The sequence below is a fragment of the Arthrobacter sp. RT-1 genome, from assembly GCF_003367205.1.
Taxonomy (GTDB): domain Bacteria; phylum Actinomycetota; class Actinomycetes; order Actinomycetales; family Micrococcaceae; genus Arthrobacter.
Genome location: NZ_QRGQ01000005.1, coordinates 161,943 through 178,515 on the forward strand (window position 1 = coordinate 161,943; position 16,573 = coordinate 178,515).

The 16,573-nt window shown below is 66.5% G+C and carries 13 protein-coding genes; 8 read left to right on the forward strand and 5 right to left on the reverse strand.

The window, feature by feature from the left end; translation table 11 throughout:
* The first annotated feature begins 36 nt into the window (after positions 1-36).
* From DXK94_RS06195 to DXK94_RS06205, 3 genes are all read left to right on the forward strand, one after another.
* Positions 37-1,098 carry an adenosine deaminase gene (locus DXK94_RS06195; protein ID WP_181884747.1) on the forward strand — a complete coding sequence of 354 codons (1,062 nt, stop codon included), beginning with the start codon at positions 37-39 and terminating at the stop codon, positions 1,096-1,098.
* 261 nt (positions 1,099-1,359) lie between these two features.
* The gene (locus DXK94_RS06200) at positions 1,360-2,280 is read left to right on the forward strand and encodes a glycosidase (RefSeq protein WP_115524273.1); all 921 of its coding nucleotides are present in this window, start codon (positions 1,360-1,362) and stop codon (positions 2,278-2,280) included.
* A gap of 111 nt (positions 2,281-2,391) precedes the next feature.
* Positions 2,392-2,691, forward strand: a complete 300-nt coding sequence (locus DXK94_RS06205; RefSeq protein ID WP_115524274.1) for an acylphosphatase — start codon at positions 2,392-2,394, stop codon at positions 2,689-2,691.
* A gap of 4 nt (positions 2,692-2,695) precedes the next feature.
* On the opposite strand, the gene DXK94_RS06210 is transcribed toward DXK94_RS06205, so the two are convergent.
* From DXK94_RS06210 to DXK94_RS06220, 3 genes are all read right to left on the reverse strand, one after another.
* Positions 2,696-6,346: a TM0106 family RecB-like putative nuclease gene (locus DXK94_RS06210; protein WP_115524275.1), complete on the reverse strand. Its 3,651-nt coding sequence runs from the start codon at positions 6,344-6,346 to the stop codon at positions 2,696-2,698.
* Positions 6,347-6,444: 98 nt separating this feature from the next.
* A complete protein-coding gene (locus DXK94_RS06215; RefSeq protein ID WP_115524276.1) occupies positions 6,445-7,644 on the reverse strand; it encodes a TerC family protein in 1,200 nt (399 codons plus the stop codon).
* A gap of 37 nt (positions 7,645-7,681) precedes the next feature.
* Complete coding sequence (locus tag DXK94_RS06220; RefSeq protein ID WP_115524277.1) at positions 7,682-9,361, reverse strand: ATP-dependent DNA helicase RecQ; 1,680 nt, start codon at positions 9,359-9,361, stop codon at positions 7,682-7,684.
* Between the two features lie 186 nt (positions 9,362-9,547).
* Between DXK94_RS06220 and DXK94_RS06225 the strand changes: the two genes are divergently transcribed.
* Positions 9,548-11,875, forward strand: coding sequence for an FdhF/YdeP family oxidoreductase (locus DXK94_RS06225; protein ID WP_115524304.1), 2,328 nt, complete (start codon positions 9,548-9,550; stop codon positions 11,873-11,875).
* Between the two features lie 104 nt (positions 11,876-11,979).
* Here DXK94_RS06225 and DXK94_RS06230 read toward each other — a convergent pair whose 3' ends face one another.
* On the reverse strand, positions 11,980-12,309 hold the full coding sequence (locus DXK94_RS06230; protein ID WP_079599079.1) for a DUF6457 domain-containing protein: 330 nt from the start codon (positions 12,307-12,309) through the stop codon (positions 11,980-11,982).
* 165 nt (positions 12,310-12,474) lie between these two features.
* Here DXK94_RS06230 and DXK94_RS06235 point away from each other — a divergent pair, with 165 nt between their 5' ends.
* The 4 genes from DXK94_RS06235 (at position 12,475) to DXK94_RS06250 (ending at position 15,650) form a co-directional block, all read left to right on the forward strand.
* Entirely contained in the window at positions 12,475-12,825 is a 351-nt protein-coding gene (locus DXK94_RS06235; RefSeq protein ID WP_115524278.1) for a GNAT family N-acetyltransferase, read from the forward strand.
* Positions 12,826-13,056: 231 nt separating this feature from the next.
* On the forward strand, positions 13,057-13,962 hold the full coding sequence (locus DXK94_RS06240; protein ID WP_115524279.1) for a serine hydrolase: 906 nt from the start codon (positions 13,057-13,059) through the stop codon (positions 13,960-13,962).
* Positions 13,963-14,017: 55 nt separating this feature from the next.
* Positions 14,018-15,379, forward strand: coding sequence for an MFS transporter (locus DXK94_RS06245; protein ID WP_115524305.1), 1,362 nt, complete (start codon positions 14,018-14,020; stop codon positions 15,377-15,379).
* A gap of 55 nt (positions 15,380-15,434) precedes the next feature.
* Entirely contained in the window at positions 15,435-15,650 is a 216-nt protein-coding gene (locus DXK94_RS06250; protein WP_079599076.1) for a hypothetical protein, read from the forward strand.
* A gap of 133 nt (positions 15,651-15,783) precedes the next feature.
* On the opposite strand, the gene DXK94_RS06255 is transcribed toward DXK94_RS06250, so the two are convergent.
* Complete coding sequence (locus tag DXK94_RS06255; RefSeq protein ID WP_115524306.1) at positions 15,784-16,536, reverse strand: metalloregulator ArsR/SmtB family transcription factor; 753 nt, start codon at positions 16,534-16,536, stop codon at positions 15,784-15,786.
* Positions 16,537-16,573: the final 37 nt, after the last annotated feature.

Below are 16,573 nucleotides of genomic sequence, written 5' to 3' on the forward strand. Positions count from 1 at the left end.
AGTGGCGAATCAGCCGCAGGGCATTATCCTGACCCGATGGAAAACTTTGCGGCCGGCAGCGCCGTGCCTGACATTGAAGCGGATGAAACCGAGCCTGCCGTCCCGGCCCGCGTCCTTCCCGTGGCCGAACTGCACCTGCACATTGAAGGGACCCTGCAGCCGGAGCTGATCTTCGCCCTGGCGGAGCGCAACGGCATCGAGCTGCCGTATTCCGGGCTGGACGAACTCCGGGAACGGTACGAGTTCACTGACCTGCAGTCCTTCCTGGACCTGTACTACGCCAATATGGCGGTGCTGCAGACGGAAGAGGACTTCGCGGCGATGACGCACTCCTATCTGGAGCGGGCCGCTGCTGCCGGGGTGCGCCACGCAGAAATCATGATGGACCCCCAGGCGCACCTTTCACGCGGAATTTCACTGGAAACCTGCGTTAACGGTGTGGCATCGGTGCTGGCCACTTCGCAGGAGGATTTTGGCATGTCCACCATGCTGATTGCGGCTTTCCTGCGTGACCTTCCGGAGGACTCCGCCCTGGAAGTCCTGGACGGCCTGCTGGCCATGGATGCGCCAATCGGAGCCATCGGCCTTGACTCGGCCGAGGTCGGAAACCCGCCGGCCAAATTCGAACGGCTCTATGCAAAGGCTCGCGAAGCAGGCCTGCGGCTGACGGCCCATGCAGGCGAGGAGGGCCCGGCGTCGTACATCACCGAGGCGCTGGACGTCCTCGGCGTGGAGCGCATCGACCACGGCATCCGCTGCATGGAGGATCCGGAACTGGTGGAGCGACTGGTGGATGCGCGGATCCCGCTCACCGTGTGCCCGCTGTCCAACGTGAGGCTCCGCGCCGTCGATACGCTGGCGGACCACCCGCTTCCCGCCATGCTCGCCGCCGGGCTCAATGTGTCCGTCAACTCCGACGACCCCGCCTACTTCGGAGGTTACGTGGACGACAACTTTGCCCAGCTCTCGGCGGTGTTCGAGTTGTCGGAATTCGACAAGGCGCGCCTGGCCGCGAACTCCATCCATTCGTCTTTTGCGTCGGAAGAGCGGAAGGCCGAGCTGCTGGCGGAACTGAACGGTCAGGACGTCACGCCCTGACCGTGCTGTGTCCGAGGCAACAAGTGCGCCATTGTGCCGCTAAACTGGGTGCCGCAGGCGTGTCTGGGGAGTGCAGGGCGGCACCCGTACCAGCGCTGAGAGGGTTGTGCAGTCAGCCCTTACCCGAGACCTCCGCCTCACTTGTGGCGATATCCGCTTCATAGTCGGTCACGACACGCAGAGTTAACCAATTAAAGTCGCGCGATTTAATCGGCAGTTGGCAAGATGCCTAAGACCGATCGCTTTCATAAAAGGGGAATCATGGCCAAGTCCACCGCAGAAAACACCTTCCTTCGACTCAAGACCGTTCTGGATGTCCTGACCGAAGGCGTGTGGTCAGGCGATGCACTGAACGCGGGCCAGGTCCTCGCGGAAGCGACGGCCCGCGTGCCGTTCAACGAGCACGAGGCGGAACTGCTCAGCGGCGGCATTCCCCGCGGACACAAGACGCTCACCTCGGCAACCGCCAAGCTGGTCAAGGCCGGCTGGCTGGTGAAGGGCCGCTCCGGCTGGACCATCACTGAGGACGGCATGCGCGCCACCGTCGCCTACCCCGACCCGGTGTCCTTCGCCACCGCGCTCGACGCCGGCACTCCCGTTCCTGCCGACACCCCGGTCCCCGCCGCTCCCGCAGGGTTCGTCCGGCCGGTCTCCGCTGCCGCGGCCACGCTGGAGGTTCCGGCCAAGGAAGAAACCGCCAAGAAGACGACCCGCAAGACTCCCGCCAAGAAGGCAGCCGCCGCCGTGGGCAAGGCAGCGAAGGTACTCGAGGACGCCGTCGAGCCGGTGGTCAAGGCCGTCCGCAAGACCAAGGCTCCCGCCAAGGATACGGCCGCCGATGCCGCCGCCGAGCCGTTCGAGGGCCCGGACGTCGAGACCCACCCGCAGCCCGAAGCCGTGGCTGTGGCCGGCGACTTCAACACCATCCTGGGTGCGCCGGAGAACTGGGCCCCGCAGTACGACGAAGCCCAGATGGAGTTCGACTTCCTCGACCAGCTTTGGAAGAAGAGCGCCGAACTGCCCGCCGGCTTCTACACCTTCAAGATTGCGCTGAACCGCTCCTGGGACGAGAACTACGGTGCCTACGGCGCGTTCGATGGCCCCAACCACGAGCTGCACCACAACGGCGGCACGGTCACCATCCGCTACAACCACGCCACCCGCGACATCACCATCAACTAAGACGCCTGTCCCCGCCCAACCAGGTAGCGTCAACTGTCGTTCTGATGCCTCATAACGACAGTTACCGCTACTTGGTTGGGCTGGGCGGGCTGTTTACCTGAGGAGGGCACCATGGCCGGGCACGACGGGTCGGCATCGGATTCGGTCCGGCTGGACGCGCGCGTGTTCGGCGTGGTGCAGGGAGTGGGCTTCCGCTTCTGGACCATGGGCAAAGCCGAGGAACTGGGCCTGACCGGTGAAGTGAAAAACCTCGACGACGGTTCGGTGGCCGTGGTTGCCGAAGGTCCCGAGCCGCAGGTCCGGGACCTCCTGGACTGGTTGAACTCCGGCCGCACCCCGGGCAGGGTGGAGCGGGTGGACAACGAGATGTCCGCAGCGGAGGGACGCTTCCGCGGATTCAACGCCCGCTGATGCGCTACTCCCGCGGGCTCAGGCCGATGAACGCACCCAGCTCCTCCAAAGCCGCAGGTTTGTGCGGCATGTAGCTGGTGAGTTCGGGGGAGCGGATGATGACCGCCCGCCACTGCCCCCGCGATACCGCCACATTGATCCGGTTCCGGTTCAACAGGAACTCGGCCCCGCGGGGAGCCTCAGCCACGGCCGAACACGCCATGGAGACGAGCACCACCGGCGCCTCCTGGCCCTGGAACTTGTCCACCGTCCCCACGCGGATATCGGGAAGGCCGGCTTCTTCCAGCGCTTTCCGGATCAGGTGCACCTGGGCGTTGTACGCGGCCACCACCAGCAGGTCCTGCGGCTCCAGCGGACGTGCGTCGCTGCCTGCACCCGGAACCCACTTCAGGCCAAGATGCCGCCTGGCCTGCCGGACCACCTCGGCCGCTTCCTCCTTGGAACCCGTGGTGTTGCCAGTGTGGTCCACGAAGACGGTTTCGACCCCGGGCGGCAGCCCCTCCAGCTCGCGGAGTGACGCAGCCGGTGCCGACTGGAGCTTCCCTTCGTAACTGAGCCGGGACACGGCAGCGCACAGCTCCGGGTGCATCCGCCAGCTGTCGGCCAGGAAGTAGCCCAGGCGTGCGGGGAGGGTAGCGTGCCCGGCCGCCAGCCACCCCAGCGCAGACTCGTCCACAGGTTCGGGGTGGGCGCCCTGCGTCACTTGCGGGAGTTGCTGGGGGTCCCCGAGCAGGAGCAGCCTCTTGGCGGCGCGGGACACTGCCAGCGTGTTGGCCAGCGAAAACTGTCCGGCTTCGTCGATCACCAGCAGGTCCAGCGAGCCGGCCGGGACTTCCTTGCCGGTCATGGTCCACGCCGTCCCGCCCACCAGGCACCCGCCGGGGGATGACAGCAGGCGGGCCACGTCGCCGTCGGCCGTCAAACTCCACGGCACGTCGTGGGGTGCAGCCAGTTTCTTGCCCACGATGGCAGGATCCACGCCGCCAGTATCGATCGCCCGGCACAGCAGGTTCTCCACCACGTTGTGGGACTGGGCCACGACGCCGATCTTCCAGCCCTCGGCCACGAGCTGGCCGATGACGTGGGCGCCGACGAACGTCTTGCCGGTTCCCGGAGGTCCCTGGACGGCGAGGTAGGAGCGGTCAAGGTCCCGCAGGGATCCGGCGATTGCGGCGGCGTAATCAGCAGAGCCGTCGTCACGGTGACGGACCTCCACCGGGCCCGGCAGGGCACGGAACCGCGGCGGCTGCTTGCGCAGGATGTCCAGGCCGGAATGTGCGGGCAGCGCAGGCACCGACGCGCCCACGGCGCCCGCGACCTCCGCGATGGCGGCTTCGATGCTGGCGGTGGCCAAAGGCTGGTCCTCCGTCAGGGCCACGGGGAGGTGCGGGTACGCAGAAACCTTGCCCGATTCACGTTCCGCAATGATGATTTCGGTGTGCTCGGGATTGTCCGGCGCCGGTGACAGCGCGCTGATCCTGGTGCCGAAGGTGTAGGCCCTGGCGCCGGGTGCGGCGTCGGGGGCAGCCATGCCGTCCGGTGCCGGTGCGTCGTACAGCCGGCACCAGCTTGAGTCAGCCCGGAAATCCGAGCCCTCCGTCATGGTGCCGCGGAGCCGCAGGACCCGGGTGCGCATCCGTTCCCGGGGCTTGGCCAGCGCCCAGTCCGAGGCGACCTCGGCGGACTGCACAACGAAGACGTTCCGCTGGTCGGACCAGCTTTCGAGGGGAGCCTCAACGCGGTCAAAGTGCTGCCACCAGAACTGCTTCCGTTCGCGGCGGTGGTAACCGGTGGCTGCTGCCACCATGGCGATGGCCCGTTCGTCGTCCGTCCAGGGCCGGGTGTCCGGCAGTCCGGCCAGGTACTCGCGAAGCCTGGCTTCCTCCGGTGTCTCATCAGGCGCCGCGGTACGATCCCGCCCGGCAGGGCGTTCCCGCCCGCCCAGCAGGCCAGCCGTTTCGGCTGGCACGACGCTCCCGGCCGAATCGTCAGCGTTCGCTGCCGGCCCGCCCCCGATGTCAAGGAGCCAGTCCCGGAGCCGGAGGGTGGACAGGCAGTCGTAGCGGTTGTAGTCCGAGATGGAGGTGAGGATCCTGTCAGCCTCGGCCTGGTTGCCGGAGTCCCTGGCTGCACAGTACGCCGCGTAGGCCACCACGGATGCGCCGGCGTCCTTGACGTCCCCGGAACGCAGGTTGTCACCCATGTACAGCGGTTCCAGCTTCTTGATGGAGTAGGAGGCCTCCGAGATCCGCAGCGAATGCCGCACCGTGGCGTACAGGTCCACCAGCAAGCCCTGCCGCAGCCACTCATCCACCGTGTCCTCACCTGCCTGGTGTGCCAGCGAAAGGTTCCGCAGCGCCGTTTTCTCGTACGGCGCGTAGTGGTAGACGTGCATGTCCGGGTACCGGGCCCGGCGTTCCTCCACGTACTCCAGGAAGTCCAGAAAGGCGCGGCGTTCCCCCTGCCGTGAGTGCGCCCAGAACGGGCGGAAGACAGGATCACCGCCGGCGCCGGGCACCGGCGCCTCGATCACACCGAACAGGTACTCGATGCCCCACACGCCCGTGGCGGGGTCCTGCCACAGCGGATCGCCCTCGAAGTCGAAAAAGATGTCGCCCTGACTGGGTGGAGGAAGGGACCCGATGGTGTTATCGGGCAGGACCGTATAGGAAACAGTGTGCGGCTCGCCGTCCTTGCTGAACGTCCGGGACCCTGCGGGTGTATCCAGGCCCAGCTGCATGCGGGCCTGGGCGCGGAGCCGGACCACCGAGTTCTGCGCTTCCCCGGCAGGCATCCCAGCGAGCTGCTCGATGGTGGTGATGCCGGCGGCGCGGAGCTTCCTGCGCTGCACCACGGACATGCCGGCAACCATCAGCAGGTCGCGGTGGACCTGCACTTGCTCCCCGCAGTAATCGCAGCGGCCGCAGTGGACAATGCCTGGCTGCTGCCACTCCACGGGGGCCTCGGCCTGGCGGTGTTGTGAAGTGAGGTGGCGGAAGCGCCGGCGTCGTTCCCGGAAAACGGGCAGCAGGTCCGGAAGGGAATGGCTGCTGCGGAGCCAGTCTTCACCGACCCTGGTGCCCAGCACCAGGGTGGCGACGGGGGAGGGCTCCAGGCCCATTCCCAGGAGTTGGTCGCCGTAGGCGGCGAGCTGCAGCAGGGCGCCCACCTTGGCGTGCCGGGCCAGCTTGGTGTCCCACACCTCGTAGCGGCCCGGGTTCTTGGTGCCCGCGGCCTCGTTCACCAGGAAGTCGGCGTAGCCCAGGAATTCGCCATCGAAGAAGGTGGCTTGGAACACGACGTCCGCCCCGGACCGCAGCGCCAGTTCGGTTTCCGCGTGCTTGGCCTGGAGTTCGCCGCGGAGGTTCGGGCCGCGTTCCAGCGAATAGACGCCCGCACCACGGCTGGCATCCCACTCGCCATACTTGGCGATCAGGCTGGCCAGTACGGTGGCCTCATGCTTATCGCCCAGGACGCCGGCGCGGGTTTGCATCTCGTCCGCCGGAAATTCTGCTTTAGGGGCCCGGCCCAGCTTTTCGTCCAGGATCCGGAGCGTGCGGTACTCGCACTCGCTGGCGGCCACCAGGTCACTGGCGGAAAACACCAGGTCCGGCGGCGCACCGGCATCAACACCGGCAGCTTCGAGCAGAAACACTGGGCCTCCCCATTGACATCCGGACCGTCATCAGCGGCCTGGGGACGGTTCCCCTGGTCTTGATCCAAACCTAGCAAGAGGGTCTGACAAAGGCCGTCCTAGCCCTTGGCGTCCGCGCGCACCTGGGCTTTGTCGTGCTCCGTGTGGGCGTTCCGCAGCAGCTCCAGGAACTCGGTTTCGTTCCGGATGAGCCGCTTGTACTTCTCGGGCAGCTTGCGGATCTGGTCCTCTTCGCGGCACATCTTGGCGAAGATCTTGTCCCGCTCCACCATGTCGGTCTCGTAGTTGAGGTCCAGGTATTCGATGGCGTGGCGCCGCGCTCCGGACACTGCATTCTTGGCCTTGCCCTTGGGGCTGAAGATGGACGCCAGGACCGTGACCAGCAGGACGCCCAGGATGACGCTCAGCGAAACCTGGGTGCTCACTTCCACCACGTTGACGTGCTGGCCGTCGTTGATGAACGGGAGGGTGTTTTCGTGCAGGGCATGCAGGATCAGCTTCACGCCGATGAAGCCCAGGATCGCCGCGAGGCCGTACGAGAGGAAGATCAGCCGGTCCAGCAGCCCGTCGATCAGGAAGAACAGCTGCCGCAGGCCCATCAGGGAGAACGCCGTTGCGGTGAACACGATAAACACGTTCTGGGTCAGGCCGAAGATGGCCGGAATGGAGTCCAGGGCGAACAGGATGTCCGTGCCGCCGATGGCCACCATCACCAGGAGCATCGGGGTGAGGACGCGTTTGCCGTTCTCCATCGTGAAGAGCTTGTCGCCGTCGTAATGGGCCGACGCCGGGAGGTACTTTTTAGCCAGCCGCACCACCAGGCCCTCGGACTCGTCGTCGTGGCTGTTGGGCCGGAGCAGGTTGCCGGCGGTGATGAGCAGGATCAGCCCGAAGATGTAGAACACCCACGCGAAGCTGTTGATCAGCGCGGCGCCCAGGAAGATGAACGCCGTGCGGGCGATCAGCGAGAACACGATGCCGAACAGCAGCACCTTCTGCTGGTCGGCCCGGGGCACCTTGAAGCTGGCCATGATGATCAGGAACACGAAAAGGTTGTCCACGGACAGCGCCTTCTCGGTGATGTAGCCGGCAAAGTACTCCGTGCCCATGGTTGACCCGCCGAACAGGAACACGCCGAGCCCGAAGAGCACCGCGACGCCCACATAAATCGCGGACCAGATGGCCGATTCCTTCAGCGACGGCGTGTGTGCCTTCCGCACGTGGAAGAAGAAGTCGAAAGCCAGCAGGGCAACAATTCCGGCGACGGTCAGGGTCCAGACAATTGAGGGTACTTCCACGAGGCGGGCCTTTCGTTGGAGTCTCCTCCCAGCCTACCTAAGCCGGCTTGAGGAGTTCATGCTCCACGACGGCGGTCCGGGACAGCGTCTTATACCCCTCCTGCTCGAACAGGACAGTGATCACGTCGTCCTCATGCCGCATCACCAGCCCCGGGCCCCACTCCTTGTGGACCACGGCTGATTGGAGGGGAAACGGCTCGTCCGCAGCGGCGGAAGCCGCCCCGCCGCCGTCGTGCGCCTTGTCACCCGGCTGCACATCCCGCGCGGCGGCGTCGGCACAGCCATCGCAGTTGCCGCACGGTTCCGGAAGGTCCTCGCCAAAGTAGCCCAGCAGGAACTGCCGCCGGCAGCCGTCCGTTTCAGCGTAGGCGCGCATCATGGTGAGGCGGGACTGCTCCACGCGCTGCCGGGCCTCGGCGAGTTCGACGGCGCGCTCCACCAGGGCGGGCAGCTTGGCTTTGGAGGCGAGGCGGATGCCGCGCTTGCCTGTGATGACGGCGCCCGCCTCCTCCAGCTGGTTGACCAGTCCCGTGACGCGGCGGACCGGGAACCCGGCCAGCTCGGCCAGGGAGGACTTCGGCGTGGGCGCACCCGCGGCCTTGAGGACCTTCAGCACCGCCAGCAGCCGATCCGGATCCGGGGAACTCGTGCTGAAGAACTTCCGCAGCCCCAGGTCCTCGGCGCGGTAGTGCAGCACCGCCGCCGCCGGCTGGCCGTCACGCCCGGCGCGGCCAATCTCCTGATAGTAGGCGTCAAGCGACTCTGGAATATCCGCATGGACCACAAAACGGACGTTGGGCTTGTCGATCCCCATACCGAAAGCGGTGGTGGCCACCACAACGTCCAGGGCGTCGTCGAGGAACTGCTCGTGGATCCGCTCCCTGTCCCCGGCGGACCGGCCCGCGTGGTATGCCTCCGTCCGCAGCCCTTCCGCGGCGAGCTTCGCGGCGTACTTCTCGGTGTCCTTCCGCGTGGCCGCGTAGAGCAGCCCGTGGCCGTCGCCGGCCAGCCCGGCCACCTGCGCCAGCACGGCCTTCCGCTTGCCCCGGTCTTCCTGGTGGCGGACCACGTCCAGGCTGATGTTGGGCCGGTCGAAGCCCCGGACCAGCACCAGCGGGTCCTCCATGCCCAGCCGCTCCACGATCTCGTCCCGGACGGGCGGGGAGGCGGTGGCGGTGAGGGCGGCCACGGGCGGGTTGCCCAGCCGCTCGCGCACGTTGCCCAGGCTGAGGTAGTCGGGCCGGAAGTCGTGGCCCCAGGAGGAGACGCAGTGCGCCTCGTCCACCACGAACAGCGTGATGTCCAGGGCGGCGATGCGGTCCACGGTGTCCTGTTTGGCCAGCTGCTCCGGGGCAAGGAACACGAAGGTGGCCTCCCCGGATTCGACGGCCTGCCACGCGGCCTCCACCTCGGAATCGCTGTGCGAGGAGTTGATGGTGACGGCCGCCTGGTCGCCAAGGTCGCCGGCCAGCCCGTCCTGCTGGTCCTCCTGCAGGGCAATAAGCGGTGAAACCACGACGGCGGGGCGTCCCGTTTCGTTGTGCAGGTGCTGCGCCGCGACCTGGTAGATGGCGGATTTGCCGTAGCCGGTGGGCATCACTGCCAGGACGTCGCGGCCGCCGGCCAAGGCGCTGATGCCGGCCAGCTGGCCGTCCCGCAGGTCCGGCAGGGAGAAGGAAGACGCCGCCAGGGCGGCGAGGGCACGATCGTCGGGCATTAATGGGCTCCGCACAGAAGTTCCTGCGGCCGCTTGCTTCAGCCTTGGGAACCAGCCTAACGCGGGCGGGTGCCGCCGTCGTCATTCCCTTGACTTCCATGACCTGCTGAACAACTGTGGAAGAAATTGGTCCGCCGGCGTGTGCCGTGGCTTGTGGGGACCAGGAACAGCCGAGGAGTGTGCAGCGTGACGCGCAAGAACCCGAAGGTCGAAGAGGCGGACGAGTCCGAACTGGAAGTGACCGGCCATCCCAAAACCTGGGCCGCCGGTGTGCCCGGGGTCTACCACTCGATGCAGCCGGCGCTCAAACACATGGGCGTGGAGCGCTCGCGGAAGACCCTGCTGGCCCTGAACCAGAAGGACGGATTCGACTGCATGAGCTGCGCGTGGCCTGATCCGGGCCATCGCAAGACGTTCGAGTTCTGTGAAAACGGGGCGAAGGCGGTCACTTGGGAAGCCACTCCCGTGGTCATCGGCCGGGAGTTCTGGGACGAGCACCCCGTCAGCGAGCTGCGGCACCGGTCCGAGTACTGGCTGGGCATGCAGGGCCGCCTGACCGAGCCCGTGTACAAGAAGGCGGGGGAGGACCACTACCGGCCGGTCAGCTGGGAGCAGGCGTTCAGCATCATCGCGGACAAGCTCAAGTCCCTCCCTGACCCCAACCAGGCCGCGTTCTACACGAGCGGCAGGACGTCCAACGAGGCCGCCTTCCTCTACCAGCTGTTCATCCGGGCCTACGGCACCAACAACCTGCCGGACTGCTCCAACATGTGCCACGAGTCCTCCGGGTGGGGCATGGGGCAAACCATCGGCGTGGGCAAGGCCACGGTCTCCTATGACGACTTCGCCAAGGCGGACCTGATCATCATCATGGGCCAGAACCCGGGCACCAACCATCCGAGGATGCTCACGGCGCTGGAGGAGGCCAAGGAGGCCGGGGCGAACATTGTCGCCGTGAATCCGCTGCCGGAGGCCGGCCTGATGCGGTACAAGAACCCGCAGAAGGTGAAGGGCATCATCGGGCACGGCACGGACCTGGCGGACCAGTTCCTGCAGGTGCGGATCGGCGGCGACATGGCGCTCCTGCAGGCCGTTTCCAAGCGCGTCCTCGAGGCCGAGGCCGCGAACCCTGGCACGGTGCTGGACCACCAGTTCCTGGCGGAGCACTGCGACGGGCTGGAGGAGCTCAAGGCCCACCTCTCCCGGCTGGACGAAGCCGCTGTCCTGGAGGCCACGGGGCTGCGCACCGAGGAAATCGACGAGCTTGCGGCCCGCTACCTCGCCGCTGACAAGGTGATCATCACCTGGGCCATGGGCATCACGCAACAGAAGAAGGGCGTGGCCACCATCAAGGAGATCATCAACCTCCTGCTGCTCCGCGGCAACATGGGGAAGCCGGGGGCAGGCGCCTCGCCCATCCGCGGGCACAGCAACGTCCAGGGCGACAGGACCATGGGCATCTGGGAACAGATGCCGCCGGCCTTCCTGGACGCCCTGGGGCGGGAGTTCGACTTTGAACCGCCGCGGGACCACGGGCTGGACGCCGTCCAGACGGTCCGGGCAATGCGGGACGGCGGCATCAAGGCTTTTATCGCCCTCGGCGGCAATTTCGTGGGAGCCATTTCGGACACGCACGCGGCCGAAGCAGCGATGGAAAAGACCGAGCTGTCGGTCCAGATCTCCACGAAGCTCAACCACTCACATGGCGTGACCGGGGCGGAGGCACTGATCCTGCCCACGCTGGGCCGGACGGAGATCGACCGGCAGGAATCCGGACCGCAGTTCGTCTCGGTGGAGGACACCGTCTGTGCCGTGCACGCCTCGCACGGCACCGTGGAACCCGTGGCGCCGGGGCTGCTGTCCGAGGTGGCTATCGTCTGCCGGCTTGCCGCGGCCACGCTGGGGGACCGGACGTCGGCGGACTGGGCCGGATTCGAAAAGGACTACGACCTGATCCGGGACCACATTTCCCATGTGGTGAACGGGTGCGAGGACTACAACCGGAAGATCCGGCAGGAGGGCGGGTTCGTCCTGCCCAACGGGCCCCGCGACTCCCGCACGTTCAACACACCCACCGGCAAGGCCATCCTCACGGTAAATGAGCTGGAGCATGTGGAACGGCCCGCGGGAACCCTGATCCTGCAGACCATGCGCTCGCACGACCAGTTCAACACCACCATCTATGGGCACAACGACAGGTACCGCGGCATCAAGAAGGGCCGTGAAGTGGTGTTCGTGAATCCCGCGGACCTCACCGAGCTGGGCCTTGAGGACGGGCAGCATGTGGACATCCACGGGGTGTATTCGGACGGTGTGGACCGGGTGCTGCGGAACTACCGGGTGGTCTCCTACCCGTCCGCCAGGGGATGCGCCGCGGCGTACTATCCGGAGGCCAACGTCCTGGTCCCACTGGAAAGCGTGGCGGAGGGAAGCCAGACGCCGGCGTCCAAGGCCGTGATCGTCCGGCTCGAGCGCGTGCTTGCCCTGGAAGAGGAGCCGACGGCGGCGGGCTGAGCCGGAAGCTTTGCCGTCCCTTGGTGCAGGAGCCATAACTCCCCGCCTGATGGACATTTCCCGTGGCGTCCAGCGGGGATTTGTCCATAAGGCGGGGATTCCTGCTATTGCGCCGTGTCCGCCCAGCCCCGGCTGGCAGGACCGCCGTTGGGGCCGTCGTCGCACAGCTGGAAGGCCACCCGGGCAGCCTTCTCCACGGCAGCGGATGAGGCTTCCCTGGTACCCGCGCTGCCCGTCCCGGCATCCAGCCCGGCGGCGTAGCCCACCAGGAACGTGGTGACCGGCGCCGCGGCGTGGATCACCGAGTCCGCGGACTTCCGGGCCAGGTCCAGGAGCAGTTCGTGGTCCACGTCCATGTCCAGGATCTGCAGTGCCTGGGCCAGCCGGTTGCTCCACTGGTCCAGGACCTGTGCTTCGTCGTCGTTGACTGCCATGTTCTCTCCTTCGTCACGGGCCCGGCGGCATATAGGACATCTTGCCCACCGGGATTCGATATCCAGTGCCCACGACCCTACAAGGCCTGGGAGCCCACGTCAGCAGAAATAGTCCAGGGCTGTTCCGGGTTATCCTGTGCAAGGGCCGCTACAAAGGAGAAGCCATTGAGTGAAATTACCGTCCGCCACAACGCGGAGCGCCAGCGCTTCGAGATCCTCGATGCCGGGAACGTGATCGGCAAGGCGGCGTACAAGGAGTACGACGGCGGCGGCTCACCACAGCGGATTTTCTACCACACGGTGGTCAACGAGGAATACGGCGGCCAGGGCCTGGCGGGCCAGCTGGCCACGGTTGCCCTGGACGCCACCGTGGCGGCAGGTGCGGGCATCGTTCCCGTCTGCCCGTTCATCAAGAAGTTCCTCACCAAGCACCCGGAGTATGCCGGCAGCACCGTCCGGGTAGCCCCGGCACACCTGGAGTTCCTGGACGCGGCACTCTCGGCGCGCACCCGCTGACGGTTTTCGACACGCACCCCGGTTTTCGACCCGCGAATTCCCCTGCGCACTCGGTATTTCGGGCGCGTCCGGTGTTTTGCGTGGCGACATGTAGTTTCCGTGTCGCCTTTGGGAGGACGCGGCATCCGGCGGCCTCTCAGGCAGCTCCCAATCTTGGATGATCTAATCAGCATCTGTGTGCACTGGGGCGCGCGGAAAGCTGACCGATTTTGAGTTGTGACAGGAGCACCCATGCCCGTGCACCCAGTGGAGCCCCAAGCTGTGCCGGAAATACGTACCGCCCGCCGCGGACGCAGGAAGCTTGTGCTGCTGATATGTGCCGTTGCGCTGGTTATCGTTGCCACCGTGGTCCTTGCCGTAGTCCGCTCGCAACCCTCTGCCAGTACTGCCGCCCCGGTTCCCACGGTCGCGGCGTCGCCCGTGGCCCAGGCACCGGACTCCCTCCGGGACAACGTCGAGTCCATCCTCGAGGAGGCCAGTGATTACCGGATCGGGCTGGCACTGGCCGACGTCTCCGGCGATGCCGCCCTGGCGTTCGGTGACAGCGACGTTTTCGCGGCTGCCAGCACCGCGAAGATCATCACTGCTGCGGCCTACTACCACCTGGTGGAAACGGGGGAAGCAAGCCTCGACGAACCTCTGGGCGACTACGACGCCGCCTTCCAGATGGAAGCCATGGTGAACCAGAGCAACAACGACTCATGGCTGCTCCTGATGGACGCCGTGGGCTACCCGCGCCTCATCGACTACGCCGCGTCCATCGGTGTCACCTATGACCCGGAACAGAATCTCCTGACCCCGGCCGACATGGCACTGGTCCTCAAGCAGCTGTACGCCGGGGACCTGCTCAACGAGGACAACACCGCCGAGCTGCTCAGCTACATGCAGGACACCAACAACGACGACCTCATCCCCGCCGGCTCCCGGGCCGGGATCGACGTGCACCACAAGTACGGGGAGATTGGCGGGGAACTCCACGACGCCGCGCTCCTGACGTACCGCGGCTCCACCTTCGCGCTGGTGATCTACACCGAAAACCCTGAAGGCACCGAAGAGCCCGAACAGGCAGACGCCATCCGGGATCTCACCCGGGCAGTGGAGGACGCCCTGTTCCCCCTGACCCCGGCCGGAAAGTAGCCGCGCCGGGTCATCAAAGTCGCCGGTGGGCAGCGTCGTGCACCAGACTGTTTCCGTGAGCAACAAACCCCGGACTGACCTGGCCGTCGCCGGACTCAGCCTGGGCACGGCACTGAACCCCTTGAACTCCTCGATGATCGCCGTGGCGCTGGTGGTCCTCCGCGCCGACTTTGTGCTCGACGTTGCCGCGGTCACCTGGGTGGTCACCTCCTTCTACCTCGCCTCCGCCGCGGGCCAGCCGGTGATGGGCAGGCTCGCCGACCGGTTCGGGCCCCGGCGGATGTTCATGCTCGGTATGGCGCTGGTGGCCCTCACCTGCGCGCTCGCCCCGCTGGCCCCGAACTTTGCCCTGCTCTGCGTGGCGCGGGCGGTGATGGCGCTGGGAACGGCCACCGCGTATCCCAGTGCCGTGGTGATGGTGGGTGCCATTGCCCACCGCGCCGGGGTGGAGGCGGCCCGTCCGCTGGGACGGCTCCAGATGGCCAACACGTCGGCAGCCGCCGTCGGGCCCGTCGTCGGCGGACTGCTCGTAAGCCTGGTGGGCTGGGAGGCGCTCTTCCTCATCAACGTCCCGCTGGCGCTGGCCGCGCTGCTCATCGTGCGGCAGGCGGCCCCGCCGGACGAAGCCCGCGAACGGGGGAGCGTTGCGGACCTGCTGCGGGACTCTGACATTCCCGGGATCCTGGCGTTCATCGCCGCACTCCTGCTGGTGATGATGGCCGCGCTCAACGTCGCCCCGGAGTACCGCTGGTGGATGCTGGCCGCCGGCACCGGAATTGCCGCGCTGTTCGCCTGGCGGGAGCTGCGGTTCAACCGGCCGTTCCTGGACCTGCGGCTGCTGGGGCGGAACAGGCCGCTGATGCTGGTGTACCTGGGCTTCGCGGTGTTCAGCAGCGTCTACTACTTTGTGTTCTTCGGCCTGCCCCAGCTGCTGCAGGAAGCCGGCGGCTACAACCCCGGCGTGGTGGGCCTGCTGATGCTTCCGCTCGCGGCCATGTCCGTGGTGGCCACCCCATGGGCCGTCCGCGCGATGGGACGGTTCGGCGTGCGGCGCGTGCTGCTCGCCGGGGTCGTTCTGTTGACCGCGGTGGCCGCCCTGATGTGGCTGCTGACCGGGTCGCTCGCCATCCCGCTGGTGGTGGTGCTGACCGCGCTGATGGGGATCCCGTACGGAACGGTGGGCATCGCCTCCAACCAGGGCATGTTCGTCTCCACGAGGCCGCAGGAGCGCGGCGTCGCGGCGGGCATTTACCAGACCTGCCGGTACGTCGGTGCCATCACGGCCACCGTGATGATCGGCGTCTTTGCCAGCGGCGGTGTGGACCAGGGAAGCTGGGCGCGGATGGTCCTGGCCATGCTGGTCCTGTGCGTTGTGACGCTTGGCGTGAGCCTGCTGTGGCGGCAGCACGAACAGTAGCTTCATCGCCCCCAATCCCCGGACAGAGGGCCGCCGGCGGGTTTATCGTGGAGGTATGGGCAACCCGAAGGTGCAGCTGTACCTGGATATCACCGCGAAAGGCCTGTGCCTGCTGGGCGTGGCGCTGATGATCTTTGGCCAGGGCGGCTGGTTCTACGTGGGCGTCGCCACGGTGGTGCTGGGTGTGCTGTTCATCGGCGGGTCGCTGGTGGCCACCCGCAACCTGCGGCACCGGGGTTGGGATGGCCGGAACCGGCCATCAGCCGGATAGCCGCCCGCCCCGTCCCAGCTGTTAGGCCTGGCCTCGAAAACACCTCATCGATTGCTCCGCAAACGCCGTTTTGACACCCCCAAACGGCAATTACGGAGCAACCGATGGGGATTGCGAATCGGGGGCACCGGAGTCAGGTGTACATCTGCGAGCCGGGCGTGGTCAGCTTCTCGCCGGTTTCGAGCCAGGTCTTGAGGCCGGAGAGGATCATCGGCCAGCCACCGTAGAGCTGCTCGTTGGCGCCCTCGCGGAGGTCGCTGTGGGTGACGGTCAGGCGGCAGGAGTCACCCACGGGTTCGATCTCCCAGGTGATTTTCGATGTGCCTTCGGCCTTGACGTCCTCACCCCACAGGGCGCGCATGGTCTGGACGAGCCGGCGCGGCGGGTCCACTTCCAGGTTTTCACCTTCGCCCAAAGGTGCGCCGGCCTTGACGTTGTTCATGGTGAAGCTGCTGCCCGGGGTCCAGTCCGTTTCGATGGTGTTCCCGAACTGGTATTTGCTGCGGATGGCGCTGTCCGTGATGGCTTGCCAAAGCAGTTCCGGAGTGGTCTTGATGTAGATTTCGAAGATCTTTTCCATGGGACTTTCCAATCTGGATTTGAGGTCGCTGAGGCCAGCGGCCCATGGTTCTGCGTATTTGCTGACCCAGCGGTCGTGGACCAGCCGGATGGGTACCGGGTTCAGGAAGTGCAGTTTTTCCCGCCCCCGACGGCGGGTCACCACCAGGCCTGCATCCTCCAGAAGGCGGAGGTGCTTGGCGATCCCGAACCGGGTCATGTCGAAACGTGCCTCGAGCGCACTCAGGGTCTGGCCGTCCTCGCGGAACAGCTCATCGAGCAGGTCCCGGCGGGTGGGGTCGGAGAGTGCCTTGAACACGTCATCCATGCTTCCCATGATAGGTGACCATATAGTCACATATCAA

Bases quoted from the DNA above. Each gene is read 5' to 3' on its own strand.
- DXK94_RS06195 (WP_181884747.1), top strand. From the start codon at position 37: ATGGAAAACTTTGCGGCCGGCAGCGCCGTGCCTGACATTGAAGCGGAT.
- DXK94_RS06205 (WP_115524274.1), top strand. From the start codon at position 2,392: ATGGCCGGGCACGACGGGTCGGCATCGGATTCGGTCCGGCTGGACGCG.
- DXK94_RS06220 (WP_115524277.1), bottom strand. From the start codon at position 9,361: ATGCCCGACGATCGTGCCCTCGCCGCCCTGGCGGCGTCTTCCTTCTCC.
- DXK94_RS06230 (WP_079599079.1), bottom strand. From the start codon at position 12,309: ATGGCAGTCAACGACGACGAAGCACAGGTCCTGGACCAGTGGAGCAAC.
- DXK94_RS06255 (WP_115524306.1), bottom strand. From the start codon at position 16,536: ATGGATGACGTGTTCAAGGCACTCTCCGACCCCACCCGCCGGGACCTG.
- DXK94_RS06240 (WP_115524279.1), top strand. From the start codon at position 13,057: ATGCCCGTGCACCCAGTGGAGCCCCAAGCTGTGCCGGAAATACGTACC.
- DXK94_RS06250 (WP_079599076.1), top strand. From the start codon at position 15,435: ATGGGCAACCCGAAGGTGCAGCTGTACCTGGATATCACCGCGAAAGGC.
- DXK94_RS06200 (WP_115524273.1), top strand. From the start codon at position 1,360: ATGGCCAAGTCCACCGCAGAAAACACCTTCCTTCGACTCAAGACCGTT.